The following is a 25,267-nucleotide window of genomic DNA, read 5'->3' as shown; positions in this document are numbered from 1 at the left end:
CGAGCGGCTGCGTCCTCGCGCAGCCGCCTACCCCATTTCCGGAGGCACCATGAACTTCAAGAGCCTGGCGCTGGCGCTACTGCTGGCGCCCACCGCGCTGCTGGCGGCCGAGCGCAACGACGTGCCCAGCTGCTACGCCCAAGCCCGCATCGACGAGTTCCGCACGGCGCCGTCCGGCCGCATGCTGACCGTGGTCGTGGACCAGACCACCCCCCTGACCCAAGACCTGCAACGCACGGCCTGGGGCCACATCAAGCGCTTCATGCAGCCAGGCGACAAGATTCGTCTGTACGCCTTCAGCGCCTACCTCGAAGGCCACTACACCCGCTTGCGTTATGCCGGCGAATTGGAGCGGCCGATCGACGAAAAGGTGTTGGGCAGCGTACCGATGATGGCTGCGCGTAAATTCCAGTCCTGCCTGAAGAACCAACCCGCGCAGCTGTTCAAGGGCTTCGGCAAGGCCTTCGCCGCCACCATGGGCAAGTCGAGTTCGGACATTCCGCGCAGTGAAATCCTGTTCAGCCTCAAGGCCGTGGGCGAAGACATGGCCAAGGCCGAAGGCGTCGACGAGCATGTCGTACTGGTGATGTCCGACATGCTGGAGTACAGCGATTTCGCCAGCTTCTACCAGGCCAATGGCATCCGTCAGATCGATCCGAAGGTCGAAATCGCCAAGGTCGAGAAGCAACACTTGCTGGGCGATTTCAGCGGCGCGCGCGTCTACGTGCACGGCGCAGCCTTCATCCCGACCACCGCGAAGAATGGCTACCGCAGCGGCAAGATGATCCAGAATCTGGAACAGTTCTGGAGCACCTACTTCAAGGAGTCGAACGCCACGCTCGCAGGCTTTGGCAATCCTGAGCTGACGTCGGCCGTCGAGTAGACGAGCGACGGGTCAGGCGCTGCGCGACGCCCTGTTCGACCTTGCGAACGGGGCTTGCCGGCATCCTTTGACAGGCATCAGATGACGCGGCCTATTGAAACAACCGCGCCTCGATGCAATACGTCAGCAACGCCTGGTCCGTCTCCACCTCCAGCTTGCGCATGGCCGACACCTTCTGCGCGCTGACGGTCTTGTTGCTGCGCGACAGGTGCCGGGCGATGTCGCTGACGCTGAGGCCACCGACGAACAGCCGCAGCACTTCCACCTCGCGCGGCGACAGTTGCGCGAAGCGCGCCTCGACCTGCTCGCGGTGGCGGACCACCGAGCTCGCTTCGGGCGCCGGGCTCTGGTAACGGCGTTGCGCGCCGATGGCGCTCAGGGCCTTTTCGATTTCGTCGTGCAGGTGGTTCTTCTGGATCACACCGGCCACACCCAGCTCATGCAGACGCGACAGGATGAGGCTGTTGGAGATCATCGTCAGCACCAGCACCTGGGTCGCGGGGAAGTGGCGCAGGACGTATTCGATCAGCTTCAGGCCGTCGCCATAGGTCGCATCGCCCGGCATGTTGAAGTCGGTGATCAACACCTCGGGCCGGTGCGCGTGCAATTGCTCGATCAGCTCGGACGAGCTGACCGCCTGACCGACCACGCAGTAGCGCCGATCGCGCTGGACGATCTCACGCACGCCCAGCAGCACGATGGGGTGGTCGTCGGCGAGGACGACGTTCAGTTGGCGCATGTTCAAGGCTTGGTTCATGGGCGGGGGCTCGATGGGGAAGGGTCCAACAGGCGTCGGGCGACAGCGAGCAGGCGTGTGCACAGCGCGTCGATGTCCTTGGCCAGGGCGTCGGTCAGAGGGGCGTCATGCAAGGTGTTTTCCAGGTGCTGGCAGGTGCGGTAGAGCGGCTGGGCGTTGACGGTCGCGAGCGAGCCGCACAGCCTGTGCAGACGTTGCTGCAACGCCAGCGAGTCGGCGTGCTGCACACCTTGTTCGAGCTGGGCGATGTCGGCCAGCAGGGTTTCGCCCATCAATTGGCGCATCTGCGGGGACAGCTCGATCCAGCCCTGGGTGTCCAGGCCCGATTCGTCGACCGCCACAGGCGTGGGCGCGGGCGGCGTGATCGGCGCCAGGGGATTGCGACGCTTGCAGTGCGACAGCAAGGCCTGGCGCAACATGCCCAGGCTCAAGGGCTTGACCACCCAGGCGTTCATGCCCACCGCCAGGCAACGTTGCCCTTCTTCACGCAGGGCATTGGCGGTCACGCCGATGATCGGCACGCTGGCACCCTGGGCGCGCAAGGTCCGCGCCAGCTCGTAGCCGCTCAGGCGCGGCATGTTGATGTCGGTGATCACCAGGTCGAAGGGCTGCGCGTGCCAGATCTGCAAGGCATGCTGCCCGTCCCGCGCCACGGTGGGTCGAGCGCCGAGCGCTTCGAGCTGCTCGCGCATCACCGCCTGGCTGACCGGGTTGTCTTCGGCCACCAGCACGCGCACGTTCAGGCAGGGCTCGTCGGTACCCGACCACGCCAGCGGCGCAGCCTCCGCAGGGCTAGGCGTATCGACCACGGGCATGCTGATCAGCAGGGAAAAACTGCTGCCCAAGCCGGGTTCGCTGACGGCGCGCATGCTGCCGCCCATCAGTTCGCTCAAGCGCGAGCAGATCGACAGCCCCAGCCCCGCGCCACACCCGCCCTGCCCGGCCGCTACTTGGTAGAACGGCTTGAACAGCTCGCCCAGAGCCGCCTCGGGCACCCCCACGCCGGTGTCGGTGACCTGCCATTGCAGGGCCACGTGGTGGTCGGTGCGGCCCTGCACCATGAGGCGCAAGCGCACGCGCCCCGACTCGGTGAACTTGATCGCGTTGTTCAGCAGGTTGTGCAGGATCTGCCGGATGCGCACGGCATCGCCTTCGATCTGCCTCGGCACGCTCGGGTCGACCTCGGCCTCGATCTCCAGGCCTTTGTTGTGCGCGGTGGCGGTGAAGGCCAAGACCGCTTCCTCGACCAGTTGCGCGGGGTCGAAGGCGGCCACCTCCAGCGCCATTTGCCCGGACTCGATCTTGGACACGTCGAGCACGTTGCTGATGAGCTGGAACAACACCGTCGACGAGCTCTGGATAACGTCCAGGTACTGACGCTGGCGCTCGCTCATCTCGGTCAGGGCCAGCAGTTCCAGGTTGCCGAGCACGCCATACAGCGGCGTGCGGATCTCGTGGCTCATGGTGGCGAGGAACACGGTCTTGGCTTCGTTGGCGGCGGTCGCCTGGCGATGGGCCTGGTTGAGCAGCAGTTGCTCGGCCACCTGCTGGGTGATGTCGTTGCAGCCGCAAAGGAACACGTCCTGCCCCTCGTAGCGGGTGGCGACCACCACCACTTGCAGGTAACGGCCCGGAAGCAGCAGCGTCATCTCACCCGGCGCCTGATCGCCGTGGTGCTCGACCAGCAGGCGGGTGACGGTTTCGGTCCCGCCGAGTTCGGCCGCACGCTCGTTTTCCAGCAGCAACTGGAAATCGCTGCGGCCCACCACGAACAACCCCACGGGCGCGTTGTGCAACATGCTGCGGTTGAAGGCTTCGCTTTCGAACAGACGGTCTTGCGCGCGTCGCGCCGGGAGGACGATGCGCGTGCGATACCAGCGGTTGATCCACAGCGCGACCAGCACGGCGACGACGACCGTCAGGCCCAGGCCCAGCAGTGGCCATTTCGCGTAGCGCAGAAATTCCTGGTAGGTGATCGCGTACAGACCGGTCCAGCGCTCGTCGCCGGCCGAGACCATCTTGAAGCGCAGGCTGTGCTTGTCGAAGCTCAGACCCACGGGCGCGAGTTCCACATCGCTGGCCTCGCCCATCACCGTTTCGCCCTCCGGCGAAATCAGGGTGAACTGGTTGTGCACCGAAAGCTGCAGCACCCGATCGAACTCGTCCACGCGCGAGGTATCCACCACGGCGGCCAGGGCCAAGTCGCCGCGCGCGGCAGCGCCGGGCAGGACACGCCTGGGGTCCAGGCGCGTCACCGCCACGATGGCGTGGTTGCCCTCATACAGCCGCGCCGGGGCGCGGACCCAGTGCACACGCGGATCGACCAGGCCAGGTCGGCGGGCGGTCAGTTGCTGGAGCTGGCTGACGACACGCTCGAATTGCGGCGCAGGCAATTGCAGGTGCTGGCGACGGTGGCCGACCGCAGGCACGGCCAGACTGGCCTGATCCTCGGGCGCCAGCACGAACAACTGCGGCGAGACGTTGGACGAACCGGCCCAGAAATCGCCGAAGTAATTGGCCAATCGTGCGCCCCAGGCCAAGGCGCTGTGCAGATCGCCCGGCTTGAGCGTGTCTTGGTAGGCCAGGGAGAATGGCAAGGCCAGCTCGGAGGCGCGCGCTTTGAGCAAGGTGCGCTGGCCCGCCTGCTGCGACTCGGCGATCAGGACCGGCGAGGCCGCAGACGCCTGGGCCGCATCCATGCCCGACACGGCACGCAGAAAGGTCTCGTGCTCGGTGACGATTTCGAGCATGCGGGCGAAGTGGAACGCCGCACGCTGCTGCTCGGACTCGAGCAAACGCGAGGTGGCCCAGTAACAGGTGCTCGACAGCAGCAGCAACAAGCCACTGAGCAGCAGCAAGGCTTTATTGAGGCGTTGGGAGCTTTTCGCCAATTTATCCAGGCGTAGACTGGCGTGTTTCATGAATGCGGTTGCCCTGATCGTGGAATGGCGAAGCGGATGCGTTAAGTCCTCGCATCGAGCGCCCTACCTGGGCAGCATCTTCAAAGCTGAAACGTTTTAGCGGAAAAATCTACAATAACACCGATCGCGGACGCTCCACGCTGATCAGCGTGACGATTTCATCTGCGGTGATGGCCGGCGAGACGATGAATCCTTGTACGTGGTCGCACTGCATGCGCCGCAGCACGTCCAGTTCGGCGCAGGTTTCCACCCCTTCGGCCACCGTCACCATGTTCAGCTCGCGCCCCAACTCCACGATGCTCAGCACCGCCGAGGCCTGCTGAGTGTCGTCAGCGCAGCCGTGTACCAGCGAGCGGTCGATCTTCAGCTCCGTGAAGGGCGTGGAGACCAGGTTGAAGTAGGAGCTGTAGCCCTTGCCGAAATCGTCCTGGGCCAAGCCGAAGCCCATCATGCGCAAGCGGCATGCACCGGCGTAGTAGTTACTCGAATGCTGTGTGGTGGAGGTTTCGGTCAGCTCGAAGGTGATGTGCCTGGGTTCTGCTTGGCTCAAGCGCACCTGGGCGAGCAAGCGCTCGATCAGGCCGTCGTGGTCCAGCAGGTGGGTGGGCAGGTTGATCGACACCGGCAGCGGGTAGCCGATCCTGGCCCACTGCGCCTGTGCCGTGAGGGTGTGCGCGAGCATGCGCGTGAGCAGTTGCACTTCCAGTTCGGCGCGTTCGATATCGCCGAGAAAGTCACGCGGCATCAGCAGCCCCTCGGCCGGATGCACCCAACGCACCAGGGCTTCGGCACCGACGATGCCACCGTCGTGCAGGGCCTTTTTCGGTTGGAACCAGGCTTGGATCTCCCCGTTGCCCAACGCCCTGGCGAGTGTGCTGGCAGCCCGGCAACCGGTAGGCCGCGTGCGAAACGCCCGGGCCTGCTCGGCACGCTCGTCGAGGCTTTCGCGCAGTTCGACGAGGTTGCGCTCGTCCAGGGGCTTGGGCAGCAGGGCCACTACGCTCAAGCCCAGGTTCTTGGCCACTTGCCCGGCGCCGGTCAGCATGCGCCGGGAGGCCGCGCTCATCAGCGCCAGCGCGGGCGGGCAAGGCACGCGCGCCAGGGCCTGGATCAGCTGTATACCGTCCATGTGCGGCATCATCAGGTCAGTGAGCAGCAGGTCGACGGGCGCGGCCGCCAAGCGTTGCAGAGCCGAAGCGCCATCCCAGGCGACGTCGACGACGAAGCCACCCACGCTTTCGAACAAGGCCGCCAGCAAGCGGGATTGGAAGGGATGGTCCTCGACGATGAGAACCCGATAGACCGTCACATCGCGCTCCGTTGGTAGGGCTGCAGGCACTGGTACAGCGCGTGCAGCGTGAAAGGTTTGACCAGGAACTGATCCATGCCGGCGCCCAGGCAGCGCTCGGCTTCGTCGAGCATGGCGTTGGCGGTGGCGCCGACGATGGGCGCCCGGCATCCGAGTTGGCGCAGACGCTCGGTCAGTTCGTAGCCGTTCATGCGCGGCATGTTGACGTCGGTGAGGACCACGTCGAACGGCGCCTCCTGCCAGCGCGCCAGCGCCTCGACGCCGTCGCGGGCGAGCACCACATGGCAGCCGAGTTCTTCGAGCTGGTCGCGCAGGATCAACTGGTTGATCACGTTGTCTTCGGCGACCAGCAGACGCAGGTCCAGGCGCGTCTCGCGCGGCGCGGCAGACACGCCGGCACTGAGTACAGGCGGCCTGCCTTGCGCCTGGGCCACCGCCTGGTTCAGCGCGCGCAAGCTGTTGAGCCCGACGTGCCAGCGCCGCTCCGACACCTTGACCAGGCCGTGGCTGTCCGCGCAGACCAGCACGCACTTGCCCGGCCATTGCGGCCACAGGGTCTGCATGGATGGGCCGATGCCCAGTTCCACCAGCACGGCGTCGCTGGGCACCTGCGCCATGTCGGGCACGCCCACCTGCGCGCGGGCGCCCCAGCGGCGCAGCCAAGCGGCAGCGTGTTCGGCCACCTGGGCGACAGCGCAATGGACGTAGACCCACTCGTCGTGCAACGGCTCGACCCAGGTGTGCTGCTTGTGCTCGGCGATGGCTTCCAGCGGCAGGCTGAAGGCGAAGCTGCTGCCCAGCCCCGGCTCGCTGAAGACCCGCAAGGAACCGTCCATCAGATCCACCAGGCGCTTGCAGATCGACAGGCCCAACCCCGTGCCGGCCACTACGTTGGTGCGCCCGCCGCTCTGGAAGAAGGGTTCGAACAGATGCGCCTGGTCGGCGGCGGGAATGCCTTCGCCAGTGTCCAGCACCTGCCAGCGCAACACCTGCCGCTGGTCGTGCACGACCACGCCCAGGCGCACCACGATGCGCCCGCTGGCGGTGAACTTGACGGCGTTGCTCAGCAGGTTTCCCAGCACCTGTCGCGTACGCGTGGCATCGCCCATCACCTGCACCGGCACCTCGGGTTCCAGGAAGCCGAACAGTTGCAGACCTTTGGTGTGCGCCGCGCCGGCATAGCTGTGGATGACGTCCTCGGTCAGTTCCAGAGGCGAGAACGCGCTCAGCTCCAGGGCCAGTTGCCCGGCCTCGATCTTCGACACTTCGAGCACGTCGCAAATCAACTGCAACAGCGTGGCCGAGGAGCCTTCGATGGCATCGAGGTAGCCGCGCTGGCGGTCATCGAGCGGTGTGCGCCCCAGCAGTTCGAGGGTGGCGAGCACGCCGTACAGCGGCGTGCGGATCTCGTGGCTCATGGTCGCGAGGAAAAGGGTCTTGGCTTCGTTGGCGGCATCGGCCAGGGTACGCGCCTGCTGCAAGGCCAACTCGGTGGACTTGCGCTCGGTGATGTCGCTGAAGGCGCAGATGAGCACCTCTTCACCGTGGTAACGGGTGGCGGCGTAACTGAGGTACAGGTGGCGGCCATCGGCCATTTGCTGTTCCTCGGTGGTGCCCTTGCTGGTGCCCAGCACGAAGGCGCGGTCCACCCAGGCATGGCACAGGCGCGTGCGTTCTTCGCCCTGCCCCAGCCACTGCGCGGACAGCGGATTTTCCAGGACCACGGCGCCGTCGCTGCGGCGCAGCACGCACAGGGCCACGGGCGCGACACGGATCACGGCGCTGCAGAACGCTTCGCTGTCGACCAGCGCTTCGATGCGCGCGGCAGTCGGCGCGATGAGCCGCTGTTCGATGCGCCGCACCCACCAGGCCATCAGCAGCGTCGTCAGCAGACAACCGAACACGGCGATGGCGAACGGCATGGCCAGCGCCGGCAGCAAGGAGCGCAGTTGCAGGCTGTAGACGATCTGCCAACCCGAATAGTCCAGCTGCTTGCGGATGGTCAGGCGCTCGGGCAGCCAGTGCCCCCCTTCCCAGCCGAAGCTGTGGGTCTCGTGCAGGTCGCTCGACAACAAGGCGGACGGGTGGCGCTGCAAGGCGTTGCTGACGATGAGCTGGCCGTTGCCGTCGAGCAGCTTGAAGTCGCCGGCCTGTTTGTGTTGCAGGGCCTTGATCAAGTCGGGCCCTTCCACCTCCAGTCCCAGCCAGCCGGACGTCAGGTCGCGCTCGTCCATGCGGATGAAAACGTACAACGGCGAATCCAGCCGGCCTGAATCGGTCAGCCACAGTTCCGCTTGGGCGGGGTCGTCGTCGGCCTCGCGGACCCGCTGCAGCACCCCTTGCGCGATCGCCCCGGTGGCGGATACCGCTACGCCCGCCGAAACCGAGGTGAACAGACGCTGCACCCGCCCGTCGCGGGCATGGGGGATGTAGAGCAGGTTGACCTGGCTGGCGCTCAGGTGGTCGAGCAGCCGCCGTGTCAGCCACAGGCTCCAGATCTCCCGGCCATTGCCCAAACGCAAGTGCACCTCCTCCTCCGGCACATTGTTGATCTTGGCCTGCACCGGGTCCGGTTGGCGCACGGTCGAGAGGCCCAGGCTCTTGAGCAGGGTCTGGCGGCTGACGAAAAAGCTCTGCGCATCGAACACCGCTTCGTTCATGTAGCGCCGGTGCAGTGAAATCTCCTGGTTGAGGGTCAGGCGCAGGTAGCTGTAGGCGCCGATGCACACACCGGCCACCAGGGTGAAGGCGAACAGCCGCAACAACGTACGCGCGGTCAGCGGCGTCGAGAGGTTGCGGTGGGCGGCGGGAAGCAGGCGGGCGACGTTCATCGACGCAGCCTAGGGAGGCCAAGGCGGCGGCTGAATAAGACGGATCTTAAAAGTGCCTGCCCGCGAGCGCGGCCAATGGCGCTCAACGCAGCCTCGCGGTGGCCGCTTGGGTATTGCCGCCATCGTCGATCCATCGGTACTCCACCTGATCGCCACGCGCCAAGCGCGGCGCCTGTACCGCGAACCGGTGCTGGGAAAAAGGCGCCAGCGTCTCGCCGGGCAGCGGCGTGAGCCCCGCGCCGTGGCGCACGCTGACGCCGGCCAGGGTGATGCAGTACGGCGTCGGGTTGTCCACCTGCACACGGTCCCCGGCCCAGGTGAAACGCAAGCCTTCGGGCGCTCGTTCGGCATCGGCTTCGAGCGCTTTGGGGCGATAGATGACCTTCATTTGCGTGCGCAGGGTCACCGTCAGGCGCGCTTGGCCCTCGGCCAGCTCGGTCTTGTCCTGCGGCGGAATCTCGTAGAGGTTCAGCCAGAACAAGGATTCGCGGTCGCCGGGCAGGGCTTGGCCGGTGGCCAACACCCGCACACTGCGTTGCTGCCCGGCCTCCAGGCGGAACACCGCAGGCAAGGGCATGAAAGGCGCCTCGGCGGTATCGGGCTCGGCCTCCAGCGCGCCGTCGTCGATCCAGGTCTGCACGATCACCGGGTAGGCGTTCTGGTTGACCAGCGCCAGGGACGCTTCGCGCTGCCCCTCGATGAGGACGAGCCGGGTGCGTTCGGCCGTGACGCCTGCCCAGGCGTCGGCGCTCGCCAGCATCAGCAGCGCCATGAGCGCACCACCCAGGCGCTTACTGGACACGGATGACCACCTGCGCGGTCGCTTCGATGCGGCCCGGCGTGACGGCGGGCTGGGTGCCGACCTTGAGCTTTTCCAGGCGCGCGCGAAAGGTTTCGGTGTAGTACGCGACGCCGCTCGCGTTGGCCGTCTGGTTGGCGCTGGCGCCGATGGCCGGGTACCAGCCGCGGGCCTGGGCGGCGCTGCCGTTGGCCGAGTCTTCGTTGGCCAAGAGGGTCATCGGGCTGCCGTCGCGCAGCAGACGGATGCCGACCCCCTTGGCCATGCCAGACTGCCCGTAACGGTCGGAGACCAGATAGGACAGCCCACCTTGTGCGTTCAGCAACCCCAGTGCGGAAGAAGCGGCCAAAGCGCCGGTAGACACCTTGATCCCCAGCGCCGTGGCATTGACCGTCGTGCCATTGGCGACACCGCTCTGGCATTTGAACGACACCTGGAACGGCAGCTCGCGGCTACCGCCGGCGTTCGCCTCGTTCAACGACATGCTCGGAAACACCACGTACGGCGTGACGGTGGTCACCGCACAGGTGGGAAAGCGCTTGAGCGTGACCTTGTTGAACAGCGCCAGCGAACCGGGCCAGTTGCCGTACCAGCCCGCCCAGTTGCCGTAGTGGGTCTGGCCCACGGTGGGGTAGCTCAGGCCCGGGCCCTTGATGGCGATGTAGGCCGCAGGTTCCGGGTAGCCGTACAACTGCGACGGAGCCGTGGCGCTGTAGTAGTTGTAGGTAGGGTCGATGGGCGCGCTGAACAGCTCGGCGCGCACGGCGCTGAGGTTCTTCGCCTTGACCAGCTGGTAGCCGCGCGAGTCGATGTCGAGCCCGGTCAGGCGACGCTCGCGCCAGACATCGGTGAAGTACTGCCCGCTTTCCAGATGGGTCAAGCGCAGCAGCACGTTGGGCCAGGCCGTGCGATAGGCCGCTTGCAGGCCGATGGAGTTGCCGACGCTGTCGCCGCCCTGGAACCAACCGCTGTAGACGTCGTCGCCGTTGGTGGAAAACATCTCGTAGACCGGGTCGCTGGCGGCGCAGCGAAACAGCACCTGCTCAGGGTCGTAACCGGCTGGGGCACCGTACTGGGTGAAAGGCGCGACCGCACTGGCGATCAGGCTCGGGTAGGGCAGAAATCCCGGATCGCTGACGTTGACGACGCTGGGCAACCCCATCGAGCCGTTGCAGGCCCCCGTGCAGGCGCCGATCCAGGCACTGGCGGTCCCTTCGCCCGGCCGGATCGACGCCAGGTCGGTGGTGGTCGCCGAACCGACCGTGGTGACGCGGTAGCAGGTGGCCCACGCGTCGTGGCCGAGCGGTAGGAGGATCAGCGGCAACAGCCGCAGCGCGCGTTTCATGGTTCATGTCCCAAAGGTGTGCAGATGGCGCGCAGGCGCCGCAGCGCCTGTTGCGCAGAGGAGGCCTGTGCGGTGAGGTCGTAGGCCAGGCGGCACCCGTCTTCGCGGCGCTCGCCCCAGCGCACGTCCAGTTGGCCCTGGTCGCCCTGGGCGCGGGCATACACCTGGCTGCCCTGCCCGACCATGCCGACGTTGACGCCTTGGTCGTCGAACACCTCAGCGCCCAGGGGTAAGGGCGAGCCGTCGCCCAACCGCGCCTGGATCAGCAACGGGTGGCCGGTGAGGGTCTTGAAGCGCACGCGCACGGCGGCGCCGGCATAGGGCGCGACCTTGCGCTCGGTCTCCAGCAGCTCGGCGTCCTCGTCGATCCCCTTCGGGTCCAGCCCGATGGGGTTGTAGCGGTACGCGGAAAGCGACGGCACGACGGCGTAGCCGTTGCGGTCCACGCGGGCGCCCTGCCCGCCGCGGATCGCCGCGCCGCTGGCCCCTTTGGCTTCGACCAGGGCGAAGGTATCGCCGACGTAAGGCCCCAGGGTGATTCCGCCGCCATGCACCACCGCTGCGCCGCGCAGGCCGCCGTTGAGCTGGCGGTAGCTGTCGCTTTGCGAGTAGCCCGCATTGAGGGTGGCCAGGGCGGTCTGCTGCTGCAGGTTGCCGTTCCAGTTGCTGCCCTGTGCGTCGCTGTCGCGGCTGGCGGCAATGGCGTAGCTGGTGCTGCGGTCTTGCCCGAGGGTGCCGTTCAGGCCCGTCTGGTAACTGCTGCCGCGGCTGTCGCCAGAGCGGCTGGCGACCATCGAAGTGAGGTTCGGCGCCCGGCTGGACGCGCCGAGTGGCATCGACAGCGTGAGGGTCAGCGCATTGTTGCGGGTACTGCCGTGCTGCTCGCTCAGGTCGGGCGGCAGTGCCGGGTCGAAGTGGCGCTCGGTATCGCGGTACCAGGTGGTCTGCTGGCGCGAGTAGGCCAGGCTGTAGCTCAGTTGCCGCCAGGTGTTGGAATAGCCGAACTGCAGCTGCGTGTCGCGGCTTTTGCCGTCGTAGTAGTCGCTGGACGAACCGGACAGGTACAGGTTGCCGTAGTCGCCCAGGCTCTGGTTGACCAGCAAGGTCAATTGGTTGCGCTGCTTGAAGCTGTTGGAGTTCCAGTCCTGCCCCTGCTCGTCGGCGCGGCGCGCGCCGAGCGCGTCGGTCAGGTCGCGGTAGCCTTCAGTGGAATAGCGATAGCCGGCCAAGGTCAGGGTGGTCTGGGTGGGTTGGAAGGTGCGGCTGTAGTTCACGCCCACGCGCCAGCCCTGCTTGCGCTGGTGGTTCTCGACCGTGGCGCTGGAGAAGGTGCTGTTCAGACCGAAGGCGCCCTGACGGGTGGCCCATACACCACCGCCCAGCACCGCCAGGTAGTCTTCGGCGACGCGGGCGCCGAGGTTGGCCGAAAGCGCATTGCTCAGGCCGCGCTGGTAGGTCAGCTCGCCGAAAGCGCCTTGGTTGCGCTCGTCCTGCCGCACCTGGCCGAAGGTCGCCGAATAGCGCGACAGGCCGGGGCGGATCGACTCGGGTACGGCGGCGAAGGGCACGGTGAAGCGCGACACGCTGCCGTCGGCCTCGATCACCTGAACGTCCAGATCGCCGTCGTAGGCCGTGCCGTAGAGGTCGTCGATCAGGAAAGGACCGGGCGCCACCGTGGTTTCGTGGATTTTCTGGCCGTTCTGGCTGATCACCACGCGCGCGTTGCCCCTGGCCGTACCGCGCACCTGTGGCGCGTACTGACGCTGCGAATCGGGCAGCATGCGGTCGTCGCTCGCCAGGCGCAGCCCGCGGTAGGCGGCGCTGCCGAACAGGTTGCCTTCGGTGAAGCTGTCGCCCAGGGTCAGCTCGCTGCGCAGCCCTGGGACGGCGCGCTGGGCATAGGTGCGCACAGGGTTCCAGCTCTGGGTGGCCGTGCCGCCGTAGCGCGAATAGGTGTAGTTGGACTGGTGGCGCAGCCGCCACAGCCCCAGGTTGAGGCCACCGTTGAGCCCCAGGTAGCCGTAGTCGGACTGGCCGCTGCCTGCGGTCTGGTAACGCGAGCGGTACAGGTTGGCGTCGTAGTTGACGAACGCCATGCTGCTCCCGGCATCCCACTCCTGTGGGTCGACATAGCCCTGCGGCTTGAGGTCTAGCAAGGCCTGGGGAATCGACAGGTCCAGGCGCAGGCGGGCACTGTCGAAGGTATAGGTCGCACCCGGCAGCCGCGCGGCCAGGTCGACGCAAGCGTCGGGCTTGGCGTGGGCCTTGGCTTTCACGCCCAGGGTGTGGTCGAGCAAGCGCTCGCTCAGGCAGGGCTGCACGGTACCGCGCTGCTCACGAAACTCGACCTCACCGCGGTGCGCGGAGCGGCCGTTGACGTACAGGTCGACGTGGTAGCGCCCCGGATCGACTCGATCGGCGCGGTTGAAACGCGTCAGTTGCCCACCGGCCAGACTCGACCCCATCAACAGGTCGTCGTCGAACTGGTACACAGGCTGCGCACCGGCCAACCCCGCCTGCAACAGCGCGACACCGCCCAGCAGCAGGTGCCGTGGCCAGGAAGGATGGCACTCAACGCGGCAGATCATGGCGGATATCGATACGCGCGCCGAAATCGTTGATCAGCTGCGCGTGCAAGTGCGGCGTGCCGGCCGGCAGTGCCACCAGGGGTGAAGGTGCCCAGCGTACGCTGCTCATCGGCGGCACCATCTTGGCGTCGAGCACCAGCGTGCGCTCGCCCATGTGCAATGCCGCGCTGCCGAAGGAGGCATGGAAGCCGCTGTCGTTCCTGACTTCGACGTACCACCGCCCGCCTTCTTGACGCAGCTGGAAGTGCAACTGCTCGGGCAGCGCATCGACGCTGCCGGCGATGCCGGCCGGGCGATAGAACAGCTTGAGCCGATTGCGCAGCATCAGCAGCATCTGGTTGCGGTCGGCGTTGGCCATGTTGCGCGGCGGAATCTGCAACACGTTCAGATGGAACAGCGACTCGCGGTCCTGCGCCAGACCGCTTCCGGTGTAGACCAGGCGCAAGCTCTGCCCGCTGCCGGGCGCCATGCGCGACACGGGTGGGTTGACCATGAACGGCGCATCGGCCGTGTCGGGGCTGGACGCCGGGTCGTCGATGTCGACCCAGGCTTGCACGACGTTCGGGAAGGCGTCTTCGTTGGTCAGTTGCAGGGTCTTCTCGCGGGCATCGCCGGGGTAGATCACCCGGGTGCCCGTGACCACGACGCTGGCGTGGGCCGCAGGCAGGCCGGCCACGCCCAACAGCAAGGCAAGCGTGGCCGCCGCAGCGCGCAGTGGATGCAGGGAGAGCGTGTTCATCGGTCGTCGCCAGGTGGGGCCGCCGCGTCTGGAGACGCAGCGGTCGGGTTCGAAAGGGGGCCGGCACCGTGCGCGGTGCCGAGCGGTCACTCGTAGCGCAGGGTGTAGGTGACCGAGCCCAGTACCGGGCCGGGCGTGACGGTGGCGGCTTCGGCCACGTACTGCACCGCGTAGTCGTGGCTGGCGCTGCTCTGGCCGCTGGCCAGGACGATGTCGCCGGCTTCCACGGCGGCGTTGCCCGCCAGGTCCAGCTTGGTGCCGCCGGGGGCCGCGAGCATTTGCAGCGCCACGCCGCTGGCGCCGCCACTGGCGGTGTTGGTCAGGTTGCCGGCGCTGGTGGGGTTGGTGGCCTGGAAGACGGCGGTGAAGTGCTCGCTGGTGCTGGTCGGGGCCACGCAACCGGTCAAGCGCAGCGTGAAGCTGGTTTCGCCCGCAGTCTTGCCAACCGTGCCGTTCAAGGCGCTGACCGGAACGCTTTGCAGCACCACGGTCGGGTCGGTGTTGCCGTCCACGACCGCCGAGCAGGTCTGGTCGGTGACTTCACCGCTGAAGTTGATGGTGTTGGCGGCCCAAGCGTGGCCAGAGGCGGCGATGAAGGCCGCGAAGGCGAATGCAGTGGCGCGAAGGGTCATGTCAGGCTCCTGGTGTGCTCTGGGTGAGTAGATGCACACAGGATGCGATTTCCCGGCAGCGGGGTATTTAAGACAGATCTCAAAGGGCCACTAGCGGGTTGCAGCAGGCCCGTGCCCTTGTAGCGACAAGGGCCTGTTTACGTTCACTGTTGGCTGCCTGTGGCCCACCGCTTGCGCAGGTGTAAAACCAATGGCCAGGGACTGTCGATCAGCTCGACGGCTGACGCGCACAGGGCGACAGGATGGTGCAGCCCCTGCCGAACGTTCCGTAACACGCTGACCCGCTAGGCGGTGATCACCGCTGCGGCCAGAACAATGGTTCCCACAGTATCGTTCTGACATAGGCTTTGGCCTGTGCCTCGCACGCGAAGGCTTTCACCTGATACTCCCCGTTCCACAGCAGTGTTCGCCAAGCGGTGTCCTCATCTTCGAACATGTCGATCAGATCGCAATGCAACTCTTCCTTTCTGCCGCTGGCGGCCAGCGCCGCTAGAAAACCTTCGATGGCTTGTGCTTCCGTTAAACCGGCTTCTTCTGTGAAGAAGACCGCTAAAAAGTGACGAATCAAATCCTGGCCCATCGCCTCGCTTCTCCGAAAACATCCGGTCCGTAACGAAAACTGCCGTGCCCGAACAACCGGACACGGCAGCATTACCTACTCGGCAGGAACGCCCATCAGCGCGTCAATCGCCGGGCGATCACTCTTTCTGATTCAGATAATCGGTCAAAAACGCCTGCGCATTCCCCGCTTCCGACAAGCCGTCCGAGTACGCGAGCCTGATCACCTGCGACTCACCCGGCAGGTACAGCTCGCTGGGGCTCCAGCTGTCCGGGCCCTGGATGAGCAAGGCTGCGAACGGTTTGCCGTCGACGGTGGTGAAGTAGGAGGTACGCTTATCGGTTTTCTCGACCTTCATCTTCTGGATGCGCATGTTCCAGTCGTTGTCCACGCCCTCGACCTGCACCAGCGCTTCGTTGGCGCTACGCTCGCCGATGCGCAGGGTCCAGACCTTCACGCCGTGCTCGCCAGCGTAGGCCACGACCTTGTCGGCCACCGGTGGGCGATCTTCGGCGTGGGCCAGGCTGCTCAACAGGGCCAGGGAGGCGATCAGGGCGGCGGCCCATTTGCGGTAGGTCAACATGTGCTTCGATCCTCGAAAGTCAGATGGGCTGCATTAAACGAGGCGTGTGCCGGGGTGCCAAGCGCCTTGGCCGTGGTTCACAACAAAGCGCTTGGGGATCACAACCCGATGGCTGGAGTTGTGAACTGTTCGGCAATGGCCAAGCCCCTTCACGGCCGCCGTCCGTATGAAGGAAGGACAGCGGCCCACGCATCACGCTCAGCGCGTCAGCTCCCGACGAACGATCTCCGCCCCCGCGCTCAACGCGCGCAATTTGCCGTTGGCCACATGGCGCGGCAACGGCGCCATGCCGCAGTTGGTGCACGGGTAGAGCTTGTCGGCATCGACGAACTGCAAGGCCTTGCGCAGCGTGTCGGCCACTTGCTCGGGGGTTTCGACGGTGTGGTTGGCCACGTCGATGGCGCCCACCATCACCTTCTTGCCGCGGATCAGCTCGATCAGCTCCATCGGTACGTGGGAGTTGTGGCACTCCAGCGAAACGATGTCGATGCTCGATTGCTGCAACTTGGGGAAGGCCTCTTCATACTGCCGCCATTCCGAACCCAGGGTCTTCTTCCAGTCGGTATTGGCCTTGATGCCGTAGCCATAGCAGATGTGCACGGCGGTTTCGCACTTGAGGCCTTCGATGGCGCGTTCCAGAGTGGCGACGCCCCAGTCGTTGACGTCGTCGAAGAACACATTGAACGCCGGTTCGTCGAACTGAATGATGTCGACCCCCGCCGCTTCCAGCTCGCGGGCTTCCTGGTTGAGGATCTTGGCGAACTCCCAGGCGAGCTTTTCGCGGCTCTTGTAGTGGTTGTCGTACAGCGTGTCGATCATGGTCATGGGGCCGGGCAGCGCCCACTTGACCGGCTGGTCGGTCTGCGCCCGCAGGAACTTGGCGTCCTCGACGAACACCGGCTTCTGCCGGCTCACCGCACCCACCACGGTGGGCACGCTGGCATCGTAGCGATCACGGATGCGCACGGTTTCGCGACGCTCGAAGTCGACGCCGTCCAGGTGCTCGATGAACGTGGTGACGAAGTGCTGGCGGGTCTGCTCGCCGTCGCTGACGATGTCGATGCCCGCTTGCCGTTGTTCGTGCAGGGCCAGGCGCAGCGCGTCCTGCTTGCCCTCGATCAGCTCGGCGTCTTGCAGTTTCCAGGGCGACCAGAGGGTTTCGGGTTCTGCCAGCCAGGCGGGTTTGGGCAGACTGCCGGCGGTGGACGTGGGAAGCAGCTTGTTCATCGGGCGATAACCTTGTATTCGGGGCGTGTCAAAGCGCATGGGCGGCGGACCACTGCTCGAGCAGGGCGCCGTAGGGCTTGATGAAATGTTCTTCGGCGAAGCGGCCCTGTTCCAGGGCCAGGCGGCTGCGCTCTTCGCGGTCGTAGACGATGCGCGTCAGCGAGTAGTCTTCGTGCTGCAGGCTGGGCTGGTAGCGTTTGCCGGCTGCCGAATTGGCGTTGTAGATCTCGGGCCGATAGATCTTCTGGAAAGTGTCCATGGTGCTGATGGTGCTGATCAGTTCCAGGGCGGTGTAGTCGGCCAGCAAGTCGCCGGCGAAATAGAACGCCAGGGGCGCGACGCTGTTGGCGGGCATGAAGTAGCGCACCTGCAAGCCCATCTTGGCGAAGTAGTCATCGGTCAACGAGTGCGCGCTCTGCACGTACTCGTAACCCAATACCGGGTGGTGGTTTTCGCTGCGCTGGTAGGTCTTGCTGCTGGACACGCTCAGGCAGATGACCGGCGGTTTGCCGAAATGGGCCTTGTAGTCCGCCGAATTGACGAAGCACTTGAACAGCTTGCCATGCAGCTCGCCGAACTGCGCCGGAGCCTCGGTTGCGTCGGCACGCTGCGGCAGGCGCACGCTGAAATCGTAGTCGCGCATGTAGGACGAGAAATTGTTGCCGACGATGCCGTCGATGCGCTCGCCGGTCTGCCGGTCGAGCACGGTGGTCTTGAGCATTTCGATCAGCGGCAGCGCGGCGCCCTGCCCCTCGACGCCCGACGCCGCCACTTGCATCGCCACCGATACGATGTCCAGCTCCACCGCGTAACGGTCGGCATTGGGGTTGTCCCAATGGGCCAGGGCGTTGAAGCGGTTGTCGATCATCTGCAAGGTGTTGCGCAGGTTGGCCTGGCGACGTTCGCCGCGGGCCAGGTTGGCGAAGTTGGTGGTGATCCGCGTGTTGGCCGCGGGCGAGTAGTGCTCGTCGAAGCGAATGCGCTTGATGGTGAAGGCGAAGTCGTTGGCCATGTCGGTCCGGCACCCTGATGCGTTGAGAACGTTCAGTGCCTACCCGGTCGCCTGGCGGTTGCCGCGTGGGTAGAAACACCGTTCCTGATAGGGGGCCAGTTTAGGGAGGGGTGACGACGGCGACTAATGAGCGTTTTTCAAAGGATCTTTAGCAGGATTCAAGTTCACGCTTCACTGCCCTTCCCTCGGGCTGGCTGCGGCAGCCTATGTTCAGCGCTGCTCGCGGCGCTGCAAGCGCAAGCCTTGGGGCGTAAATCCGGTCTCACGCTTGAAGAAACGTGAAAAATACGCAGGTTCGCTGAAGCCCAGGCTGTCGGCGACCTCGCTGACGGTCATAGCGGTGTAGACCAGGTTGCGCTTGGCTTCGAGGGTCAGGCGTTGGTTGAGCCGTCGCAGCGCCGATTGCCCGGCCCATCGTCGGCACAGGGCATTGAGGTGGGCGGTGCTGACGCCGATGGCCTGGGCGTAGAAGTCGATGGGGCGGTGCGCCTTGAAGTGCTGCTCGATCAGCCTGTCAAACTGCGCTAGGTGCTGCTGCCCGCGGCTCTGCGCGCTCGCCACCTGCTGCGGCTGTCCGCCGGCGCGGCGGGCGATCCACACCAGCAGTGCGCCGAGCAGGGCGTGCAGCATCAGCTCGCGCTCGACGCGTGGCACGGCGTATTCGTCCAGCAGCCGCGCGAAGAGGTCGTCCAGGTAAGCGCGATCGGCCCCGGCCGCATACGCGCCTGGGCGGTCGAACGGCTGGCCTTGCACGCCGGCGCCCATGGCCTCGAGGGCCGGCTTGGCGAGGCTGAGGATGCAGCCCTGAATGTCTTCGGAAAAGCGGAAACCATGGATGCTCATCACTGGCACCACTTGCAGGGTGCCGGGGCCGAGCTGGCGCGCCTGGCCTTCGATCGACACCCGCGCCTCGCCCGCCTGCACATACAGGAACTGGACCAGGTCCGCGTGGCGATGGGTCTTGATCTGCCAGTCGTGCAAGCGGCTCCTGGCGGGGATCGACTCGCAGTGCAGCAAGTCCGGGGTCGGCCAGGCGGTTTCGCCGTACAGCTTGAAGATCGGTACCGACAGCGCGGCCTGGGCCATGGCGCACCCCTCGAAAAGTCCAGGAACGTACACGGAAATTGCCTTCTTTCCTGCGCGCCACCCGCCAAAAATGCAGACGCTCGATAAAAAAACCCTGGGCCGCAGTGCCCGTGAGGATAACAACAATGCACACCAAGATCGCCATCATCGGCGCCGGCCCCTCGGGCCTGCTGCTCGGCCAACTGCTGCAACGGGCCGGCATCGACAACGTCATCATCGAACGCCAAAGCGCCGAGCATGTGCTCGGCCGCATCCGCGCGGGCGTGCTGGAACAGGGCACGGTCGACCTGCTGCGTGAAGCCGGCGTGGGCGCGCGCATGGATCGCGAAGGCCTGCCCCACGACGGTTTCGACCTGGCCTTCGACGGCCGCCTGGCGCACATCGACCTGCCGCCGCTCACGGGTGGCAAGCGCGTGATGATCTACGGCCAGACCGAAGTCACCCGCGACCTCATGCAGGCCCGCGCCGCCACTGCGGCGCCTACCTTTTACGCCGCGAGCGAGGTGGCCGTGCATGGCCTCAAGAGCGGCAAGCCCTACGTCACCTTCACCCACGCTGGCCAGCCGATGCGCCTGGACTGCGAGCTGATCGCCGGCTGCGACGGTTACCACGGGGTGTCGCGTCGCTCCATTCCCGAAGGCGTGCTGAAGACCTTCGAACGGGTCTATCCCTTCGGCTGGCTGGGCGTGCTGGCCGACACCCCGCCGGTCAATCCTGAGCTGGTGTATGCCAGCCACGAGCGGGGCTTCGCCCTGTGCAGCCTGCGTTCGCCCACGCGCACCCGCTATTACATCCAGGTGGGCCACGAAGAGCGGGTCGAGGACTGGTCCGACGAGCGTTTCTGGGCCGAGCTCAAGCGCCGCCTGCCGGCGCCCATCGCCGCCCGGCTGGTGACCGGCCCGTCCATCGAGAAGAGCATCGCCCCGCTGCGCAGCTTCGTGGTCGAGCCCATGCAATACGGCGAGCTGTTCCTGGTCGGCGACGCGGCGCACATCGTGCCGCCGACCGGCGCCAAGGGCCTGAACCTGGCGGCCAGCGACGTCAGCACCTTGTTCAACATCCTGCGCAAGGTCTACGGCGAGGGCCGCCGCGACCTGCTGCAACGTTATTCGGCGGTCTGCCTGAAGCGGGTCTGGAAGGCCGAGCGATTTTCCTGGTGGATGACCCGCCTCCTGCACCGTTTCCCCGACACGGACGCCTTCGGCCAGCGCATGCAGCAGGCCGAGCTGGACTATTTCGTCGGCTCGCCGGCGGGGCGCCAGAGCATTGCCGAGAACTACGTGGGGCTGCCCTACGAGCCGATCGAATGAGGCGCCCGTGGCCCCTTGCCCAACCAACGTCGTAGACGCCGGCGGTTGCCAAGGGACCTACCCTTGCCTGTATGCTGGCCGGGTCTTCAGGGCGGGGTGCAAGTCCCCACCGGCGGTAAATCGAAAGATGAGCCCGCGAGCGCTCCGACCCGGTCGGAGGTCAGCAGATCTGGTGCGACTCCAGAGCCGACGGTCATAGTCCGGATGAAAGAAGGCGTAGCCAGGTGCCCCGGTGGGTGCCTGCACGCGCATTGTGTTCGCCCCGAGACGTTCATCGATCTGTTACGAGGAGCGTTTCCATGTCCACCCCGCAATTCCCCAACGTCGCGGCCGCCATCGCCGCCTTCCAGGCCGGCCTGCCCGTGCTGCTGCTCGACGACGACGACCGCGAGGACGAAGCGGACATCATCGCCGCCGCCGAAAACCTCTCGCTGTCGAGCATGGCCATGATGATCCGCGACTGCAGCGGCATCGTCTGCCTGTGCCTGGACGAAGCCACGGTCGATGCCTTGGAGCTGGCGCCCATGGTGGCCAACAACCAGGCCCGCCACGGCACCGGCTTCACCGTCACCATCGAAGCCGCCGAAGGCGTCAGCACCGGCGTCTCGGCCCAGGACCGCATCACCACCATCCAGGCAGCGCTGGACTCCACCCCAGGCGACCGGCGCATCGTCAGCCCCGGCCACGTCTTCCCGCTGCGCGCGCGCAACGGCGGCGTGCTGACCCGTCGCGGCCACACCGAAGGCTCGGTGGACCTGGCGCGGCTGGCCGGCCTGCGCCCGGCGGCGGTGCTTTGCGAACTGATGAACCCGGACGGCAGCATGGCTCGCGGCGAACAGGTGCGTACCTACGCCCGCCAGTACCAGCTGCCGGTATTGACCATCGAAGAGCTGGCGCAGTACCGCAAGGCCATGAGCGCGCGCGAAGCGTTGGCCGTGTGAGCGCGAGCGGGCTCGGTGGCGTTTCGGCCGGGCCGGTAGGGCGCCAGCATTCGGCGCTGGCGCCTTGAGCGAGTCCTTGGCTCGGTGTCGTGCCGAGCCAGCGCCGAGGCGTGCGGTCTGGCACCGCCTTCGGCACAGCTTCTGCAATCGACGCCTCGGCCTCTCAGGTATCAGGGCGCTCGAAGGCCGAGCAGGTCTTGCAGGGAAACCGAACAAGCCCTCGGCGCCCGGGCGCGTCCGGGTCTGACAAGTAGCCATTTGCTAGCCCCGCCCCGCTCTGCTAGTGTCCCGCCGTTATAGACATCGCCACCGAGACCGTCGCCATGGCCCCCCGCAAGAAAGCCTCCATCGATTTCGAACACTCCCTCGCCGAGCTGCAAACCCTGGTCGAACGCCTGGAAAACGAAGAGCTTTCGCTGGAAGACTCGCTGGCGGCCTTCGAGAAAGGCATCGGCCTGACCCGCGATTGCCAGGACGCCCTGGCCCAGGCCGAGCAGAAAGTGCAGATCCTGCTCGAGCGCGACGGCGAGCTGAAGGCACGCCCCTTCGACCCGGAGCCCGAAGCATGATCGCGGCCTACCAGGCCACCTGTCAGGCGCGGGTCGATGCCGCTCTGCAACCGCTGTTCGACGCCCCGTCCCCGGAACTGCAACGCCTCTACGCGGCCATGCGCTACAGCGTCATGAACGGCGGCAAACGGGTCCGCCCGCTGCTGGCCTACGCCGCTTGCGAAGCCCTGGGCGCGCCGGCCGAAGCGGCCAACGGCGCGGCCTGCGCGGTCGAGCTGATTCATGCCTACTCGCTGGTGCACGACGACCTGCCGGCCATGGACGACGACGACCTGCGCCGCGGCCAGCCGACCACCCACAAGGCGTTCGACGAAGCCTGCGCGATTCTCGCCGGCGACGGCCTGCAGAGCCTGGCCTTCACTGCCCTGCTCGACCCGCACCTGAGCACGCAGAGCGAAGCGCTGCGCCTGAGCATGGTGCAGACCTTGGCCAGCGCCGCCGGCCCGGCAGGCATGGTCGGCGGCCAGGCCATCGACCTCGGTTCGGTAGGCCTGATCCTCGACCAGCACGCCCTGGCCTTCATGCATCGGCACAAGACCGGCGCCCTGATCGAAGCCAGCGTGCGCCTCGGCGCCCTGGCCAGCGGCCGCGCACAGCCGGCCCAGCTCGAGGCGCTGCAAATCTATGCCCGTGCAGTGGGCCTGGCTTTCCAGGTGCAGGACGACATCCTCGACGTGGAAAGCGATACGGCCACCCTCGGCAAGCGCCAGGGCGCCGACATCGCCCGCGACAAACCGACCTACCCCGCCCTGCTCGGCCTGGACGCCGCCAAAGCCTTCGCCATCGAACTGCGCGACCAGGCGCTGGTCGCAGTGCAAGGGCTGGGCGAATCTGCCGAGCCGCTGCGGGCCCTCGCACGCTACATCGTCGAGCGCCGTCACTGACGAACGCTCCATCGCCGCGAGCAACCGATCGCACCCCGTCATCGCTGGCCAGCTACAGGCCGGCGCCGGCCCGCTTTAGCGGACTGGCGTCGCCCAGTCCATGGGCAGCTTTTCCTCCGATGGGGTAAACTGCCACGTCTTCGAACCTATAACGACTCGCCTGATGCCCACGACGTTTCAAGAGATTCCCCGCGAACGCCCGGTCACGCCGCTGCTCGACCGCGCCGACACGCCCGACGGCCTGCGCCGCCTGGCCGAAGCCGACCTGGAGACCCTGGCCGACGAGTTGCGCCAGGAACTGCTCTATAGCGTGGGCCAGACTGGCGGGCACTTCGGTGCAGGCCTGGGCGTCATCGAGCTGACCATCGCCCTGCACTACGTCTTCAATACCCCCGACGACCGCCTGGTGTGGGACGTCGGCCATCAGGCGTATCCGCACAAGATCCTCACCGGTCGCCGCCAGCAGATGCTCAGCCTGCGGCAGAAAGACGGCCTGGCCGCCTTCCCGCGTCGTACCGAAAGCGTCTACGACACCTTCGGTGTAGGTCACTCCAGCACCTCCATCAGCGCCGCGCTGGGCATGGCCATCGCTGCCCGCCAGCAGGGTGAAGAGCGCAAGTCGATCGCCGTGATCGGCGACGGCGCGCTGACCGCCGGCATGGCCTTCGAGGCGCTGAACCACGCGCCGGAAGTCGACGCCGACATGCTGGTCATCCTCAACGACAACGACATGTCGATTTCGCGCAACGTCGGCGGCCTGTCCAACTACCTGGCCAAGATCCTCTCCAGCCGCACCTACGCCAGCATGCGCGAGGGCAGCAAGAAAGTGCTGTCGCGCCTGCCGGGCGCCTGGGAAATCGCCCGCCGCACCGAGGAATACGCCAAGGGTATGCTGGTGCCCGGCACGCTGTTCGAGGAGTTGGGCTGGAACTACATCGGCCCCATCGACGGCCACGACCTGCCCACGCTGATCGCCACCCTGCGCAACATGCGCGACCTCAAGGGCCCGCAGTTCCTGCACGTGGTGACCAAGAAGGGCAAGGGCTTCGCGCCTGCCGAGGTGGACCCGATCGTCTACCACGCCATCACCAAGCTGGAACCGGTGGACCAGCCGGTCGCGCCCAAGGCCGTCAGCGGCCCGAAATACTCCAGCGTGTTCGGCCAATGGCTGTGCGACATGGCGGACGCCGACCCACGCCTGGTCGGCATCACCCCGGCCATGAAGGAAGGCTCGGATTTGGTGGCCTTCAGCGAACGCTACCCGGAGCGCTACTTCGACGTGGCCATCGCCGAGCAGCACGCGGTGACCTTCGCCGCCGGCATGGCCTGCGAAGGCAGCAAGCCGGTGGTAGCGATCTATTCCACGTTCCTGCAGCGCGCCTACGACCAGTTGATCCACGACGTCGCGGTGCAGAACCTTGACGTGCTGTTCGCCATCGACCGCGCCGGCCTGGTGGGCGAAGACGGCCCGACCCATGCCGGCAGCTTCGATCTGTCCTACCTGCGCTGCATCCCCGGCATGCTGGTGATGACGCCGAGCGACGAGAACGAACTGCGCGCGATGCTCACCACCGGCCACCACTTCAATGGCCCGGCTGCGGTGCGCTACCCCCGTGGCACCGGCCCGAACGCGCCGATCTCCACCGAGCTGCGACCCATCGAGATCGGCAAGGGCGTGGTCCGTCGCCAGGGCAGCAAGGTGGCGCTGCTGGCTTTCGGCGTGCAGCTGGCCGAGGCCCTGCAAGTGGCCGAGACGCTGGACGCCACGGTGGTCGACATGCGTTTCGTCAAACCATTGGACGAGGCGCTGGTGCTGGAACTGGCCGCCAGCCACGAACTGCTGGTGACGATCGAAGAGAACGCCGTCATGGGCGGCGCAGGCTCGGCCGTCGGTGAGCTGTTGGCTCGCGAAGCGGTGCTCAAGTCGCTGCTGCAATTGGGCTTGCCGGACACCTACGTGGAACACGCCAAACCTGCGCAGATGCTCGCCGAGTGCGGACTGGACGCGGCCGGTATCGAAGCCTCGATCCGCGCGCGGTTGACCAAGCTGGGTTTGTAGGGGCCAACAGTCTTTCGCTTGCCATCGACCAACGGCCTGATTCGGGCGCGCACTGATGGAAGGTCTGGAATGTTGTGGCTGTAGGAGCGGCCGGTTCGGCGCTCCGATCAGCCGCGATGGGCCGCAACGCGGCCCGTTCTAGGCGCCGCGTTCATCCTGTGCGGCCTGGATCGAGGCCATTGGGCCGGCGCTGCCGGCCATCGCGGCTCAAGCCGCTCCTACAGTGGAAACAG

At 66.3% G+C, this 25,267-nt stretch carries 20 protein-coding genes and 1 riboswitch; of the genes, 6 read left to right on the top strand and 14 right to left on the bottom strand.

The features are described 5' to 3' along the window. The first annotated feature begins 49 nt into the window (after nt 1-49). Entirely contained in the window at nt 50-883 is an 834-nt protein-coding gene (locus ACSMEV_RS05775; protein ID WP_459207590.1) for a hypothetical protein, read from the top strand. A gap of 91 nt (nt 884-974) precedes the next feature. Here ACSMEV_RS05775 and ACSMEV_RS05770 read toward each other — a convergent pair whose 3' ends face one another. From ACSMEV_RS05770 to ACSMEV_RS05705, 14 genes are all read right to left on the bottom strand, one after another. Beyond that, on the bottom strand, nt 975-1,622 hold the full coding sequence (locus ACSMEV_RS05770; protein WP_459208294.1) for a response regulator: 648 nt from the start codon (nt 1,620-1,622) through the stop codon (nt 975-977). Nucleotides 1,623-1,636: 14 nt separating this feature from the next. Further along, the gene (locus ACSMEV_RS05765) at nt 1,637-4,561 is read right to left on the bottom strand and encodes a hybrid sensor histidine kinase/response regulator (RefSeq protein ID WP_459207589.1); all 2,925 of its coding nucleotides are present in this window, start codon (nt 4,559-4,561) and stop codon (nt 1,637-1,639) included. Between the two features lie 109 nt (nt 4,562-4,670). Beyond that, nucleotides 4,671-5,870 carry an EAL domain-containing response regulator gene (locus ACSMEV_RS05760; protein ID WP_459207588.1) on the bottom strand — a complete coding sequence of 400 codons (1,200 nt, stop codon included), beginning with the start codon at nt 5,868-5,870 and terminating at the stop codon, nt 4,671-4,673. Further along, on the bottom strand, nt 5,867-8,701 hold the full coding sequence (locus tag ACSMEV_RS05755; protein WP_459207587.1) for an ATP-binding protein: 2,835 nt from the start codon (nt 8,699-8,701) through the stop codon (nt 5,867-5,869). The genes ACSMEV_RS05760 and ACSMEV_RS05755 overlap by 4 nt, the downstream gene beginning before the upstream one ends. A gap of 82 nt (nt 8,702-8,783) precedes the next feature. Next, a complete protein-coding gene (locus tag ACSMEV_RS05750) occupies nt 8,784-9,503 on the bottom strand; it encodes a fimbrial biogenesis chaperone (protein WP_459207586.1) in 720 nt (239 codons plus the stop codon). Then, complete coding sequence (locus ACSMEV_RS05745; protein ID WP_459207585.1) at nt 9,493-10,845, bottom strand: fimbrial protein; 1,353 nt, start codon at nt 10,843-10,845, stop codon at nt 9,493-9,495. Before ACSMEV_RS05745 ends, ACSMEV_RS05750 begins: the two co-directional genes overlap by 11 nt. Continuing rightward, entirely contained in the window at nt 10,842-13,433 is a 2,592-nt protein-coding gene (locus tag ACSMEV_RS05740) for a fimbria/pilus outer membrane usher protein (protein ID WP_459207584.1), read from the bottom strand. The genes ACSMEV_RS05745 and ACSMEV_RS05740 overlap by 4 nt, the downstream gene beginning before the upstream one ends. Then, nucleotides 13,417-14,172, bottom strand: a complete 756-nt coding sequence (locus tag ACSMEV_RS05735) for a fimbrial biogenesis chaperone (RefSeq protein WP_459207583.1) — start codon at nt 14,170-14,172, stop codon at nt 13,417-13,419. Before ACSMEV_RS05735 ends, ACSMEV_RS05740 begins: the two co-directional genes overlap by 17 nt. 86 nt (nt 14,173-14,258) lie before the next feature. Then, nucleotides 14,259-14,804 carry a fimbrial protein gene (locus ACSMEV_RS05730; RefSeq protein ID WP_296269255.1) on the bottom strand — a complete coding sequence of 182 codons (546 nt, stop codon included), beginning with the start codon at nt 14,802-14,804 and terminating at the stop codon, nt 14,259-14,261. A gap of 295 nt (nt 14,805-15,099) precedes the next feature. Then, nucleotides 15,100-15,384, bottom strand: a complete 285-nt coding sequence (locus ACSMEV_RS05725) for a hypothetical protein (RefSeq protein WP_459207582.1) — start codon at nt 15,382-15,384, stop codon at nt 15,100-15,102. A 118-nt stretch (nt 15,385-15,502) separates the two neighbouring features. Continuing rightward, entirely contained in the window at nt 15,503-15,946 is a 444-nt protein-coding gene (locus ACSMEV_RS05720) for a hypothetical protein (protein WP_459207581.1), read from the bottom strand. A gap of 198 nt (nt 15,947-16,144) precedes the next feature. Next, a complete protein-coding gene (locus ACSMEV_RS05715; RefSeq protein WP_459207580.1) occupies nt 16,145-17,173 on the bottom strand; it encodes a methionine synthase in 1,029 nt (342 codons plus the stop codon). Nucleotides 17,174-17,201: 28 nt separating this feature from the next. Next, nucleotides 17,202-18,185: a DUF1852 domain-containing protein gene (locus ACSMEV_RS05710; protein WP_459207579.1), complete on the bottom strand. Its 984-nt coding sequence runs from the start codon at nt 18,183-18,185 to the stop codon at nt 17,202-17,204. A gap of 210 nt (nt 18,186-18,395) precedes the next feature. After that, on the bottom strand, nt 18,396-19,271 hold the full coding sequence (locus ACSMEV_RS05705) for a helix-turn-helix domain-containing protein (protein ID WP_459207578.1): 876 nt from the start codon (nt 19,269-19,271) through the stop codon (nt 18,396-18,398). 125 nt (nt 19,272-19,396) lie between these two features. On the opposite strand from ACSMEV_RS05705, the gene pobA reads away from it, so the two are divergent. From pobA to dxs, 5 genes are all read left to right on the top strand, one after another. Beyond that, nucleotides 19,397-20,581 carry a 4-hydroxybenzoate 3-monooxygenase gene (gene pobA / locus ACSMEV_RS05700; protein WP_459207577.1) on the top strand — a complete coding sequence of 395 codons (1,185 nt, stop codon included), beginning with the start codon at nt 19,397-19,399 and terminating at the stop codon, nt 20,579-20,581. 78 nt (nt 20,582-20,659) lie between these two features. Further along, nucleotides 20,660-20,801: riboswitch (FMN riboswitch) on the top strand. A gap of 79 nt (nt 20,802-20,880) precedes the next feature. Next, nucleotides 20,881-21,522, top strand: a complete 642-nt coding sequence (gene ribB, locus ACSMEV_RS05695; RefSeq protein ID WP_413045531.1) for a 3,4-dihydroxy-2-butanone-4-phosphate synthase — start codon at nt 20,881-20,883, stop codon at nt 21,520-21,522. Between the two features lie 323 nt (nt 21,523-21,845). Beyond that, nucleotides 21,846-22,091, top strand: coding sequence for an exodeoxyribonuclease VII small subunit (locus tag ACSMEV_RS05690; RefSeq protein WP_296269242.1), 246 nt, complete (start codon nt 21,846-21,848; stop codon nt 22,089-22,091). Continuing rightward, a complete protein-coding gene (locus ACSMEV_RS05685) occupies nt 22,088-22,975 on the top strand; it encodes a farnesyl diphosphate synthase (protein WP_459207576.1) in 888 nt (295 codons plus the stop codon). The genes ACSMEV_RS05690 and ACSMEV_RS05685 overlap by 4 nt, the downstream gene beginning before the upstream one ends. Before the next feature lie 163 nt (nt 22,976-23,138). Further along, nucleotides 23,139-25,034 carry a 1-deoxy-D-xylulose-5-phosphate synthase gene (dxs, locus tag ACSMEV_RS05680; RefSeq protein ID WP_459207575.1) on the top strand — a complete coding sequence of 632 codons (1,896 nt, stop codon included), beginning with the start codon at nt 23,139-23,141 and terminating at the stop codon, nt 25,032-25,034. Nucleotides 25,035-25,267: the final 233 nt, after the last annotated feature.

This window comes from Pseudomonas sp. MLB6B (assembly GCF_054508135.1).
Note: the sequence above shows the minus strand (reverse complement) of the source record. Positions and strands in the feature narration are given on the sequence as shown.

What these genes read in the sequence shown, in the direction of transcription:
- dxs (WP_459207575.1), top strand. Translation starts at nt 23,139, where the DNA reads ATGCCCACGACGTTTCAAGAGATTCCCCGCGAACGCCCGGTCACGCCG.
- ACSMEV_RS05730 (WP_296269255.1), bottom strand. Translation starts at nt 14,804, where the DNA reads ATGACCCTTCGCGCCACTGCATTCGCCTTCGCGGCCTTCATCGCCGCC.
- ACSMEV_RS05705 (WP_459207578.1), bottom strand. Translation starts at nt 19,271, where the DNA reads ATGGCCCAGGCCGCGCTGTCGGTACCGATCTTCAAGCTGTACGGCGAA.
- ACSMEV_RS05725 (WP_459207582.1), bottom strand. Translation starts at nt 15,384, where the DNA reads ATGGGCCAGGATTTGATTCGTCACTTTTTAGCGGTCTTCTTCACAGAA.
- ACSMEV_RS05735 (WP_459207583.1), bottom strand. Translation starts at nt 14,172, where the DNA reads ATGAACACGCTCTCCCTGCATCCACTGCGCGCTGCGGCGGCCACGCTT.
- ACSMEV_RS05715 (WP_459207580.1), bottom strand. Translation starts at nt 17,173, where the DNA reads ATGAACAAGCTGCTTCCCACGTCCACCGCCGGCAGTCTGCCCAAACCC.
- ACSMEV_RS05720 (WP_459207581.1), bottom strand. Translation starts at nt 15,946, where the DNA reads ATGTTGACCTACCGCAAATGGGCCGCCGCCCTGATCGCCTCCCTGGCC.
- ACSMEV_RS05770 (WP_459208294.1), bottom strand. Translation starts at nt 1,622, where the DNA reads ATGCGCCAACTGAACGTCGTCCTCGCCGACGACCACCCCATCGTGCTG.
- ACSMEV_RS05745 (WP_459207585.1), bottom strand. Translation starts at nt 10,845, where the DNA reads ATGAAACGCGCGCTGCGGCTGTTGCCGCTGATCCTCCTACCGCTCGGC.
- ACSMEV_RS05755 (WP_459207587.1), bottom strand. Translation starts at nt 8,701, where the DNA reads ATGAACGTCGCCCGCCTGCTTCCCGCCGCCCACCGCAACCTCTCGACG.
- ACSMEV_RS05740 (WP_459207584.1), bottom strand. Translation starts at nt 13,433, where the DNA reads ATGATCTGCCGCGTTGAGTGCCATCCTTCCTGGCCACGGCACCTGCTG.
- ACSMEV_RS05690 (WP_296269242.1), top strand. Translation starts at nt 21,846, where the DNA reads ATGGCCCCCCGCAAGAAAGCCTCCATCGATTTCGAACACTCCCTCGCC.
- ACSMEV_RS05775 (WP_459207590.1), top strand. Translation starts at nt 50, where the DNA reads ATGAACTTCAAGAGCCTGGCGCTGGCGCTACTGCTGGCGCCCACCGCG.
- ACSMEV_RS05765 (WP_459207589.1), bottom strand. Translation starts at nt 4,561, where the DNA reads ATGAAACACGCCAGTCTACGCCTGGATAAATTGGCGAAAAGCTCCCAA.
- pobA (WP_459207577.1), top strand. Translation starts at nt 19,397, where the DNA reads ATGCACACCAAGATCGCCATCATCGGCGCCGGCCCCTCGGGCCTGCTG.
- ribB (WP_413045531.1), top strand. Translation starts at nt 20,881, where the DNA reads ATGTCCACCCCGCAATTCCCCAACGTCGCGGCCGCCATCGCCGCCTTC.
- ACSMEV_RS05710 (WP_459207579.1), bottom strand. Translation starts at nt 18,185, where the DNA reads ATGGCCAACGACTTCGCCTTCACCATCAAGCGCATTCGCTTCGACGAG.
- ACSMEV_RS05685 (WP_459207576.1), top strand. Translation starts at nt 22,088, where the DNA reads ATGATCGCGGCCTACCAGGCCACCTGTCAGGCGCGGGTCGATGCCGCT.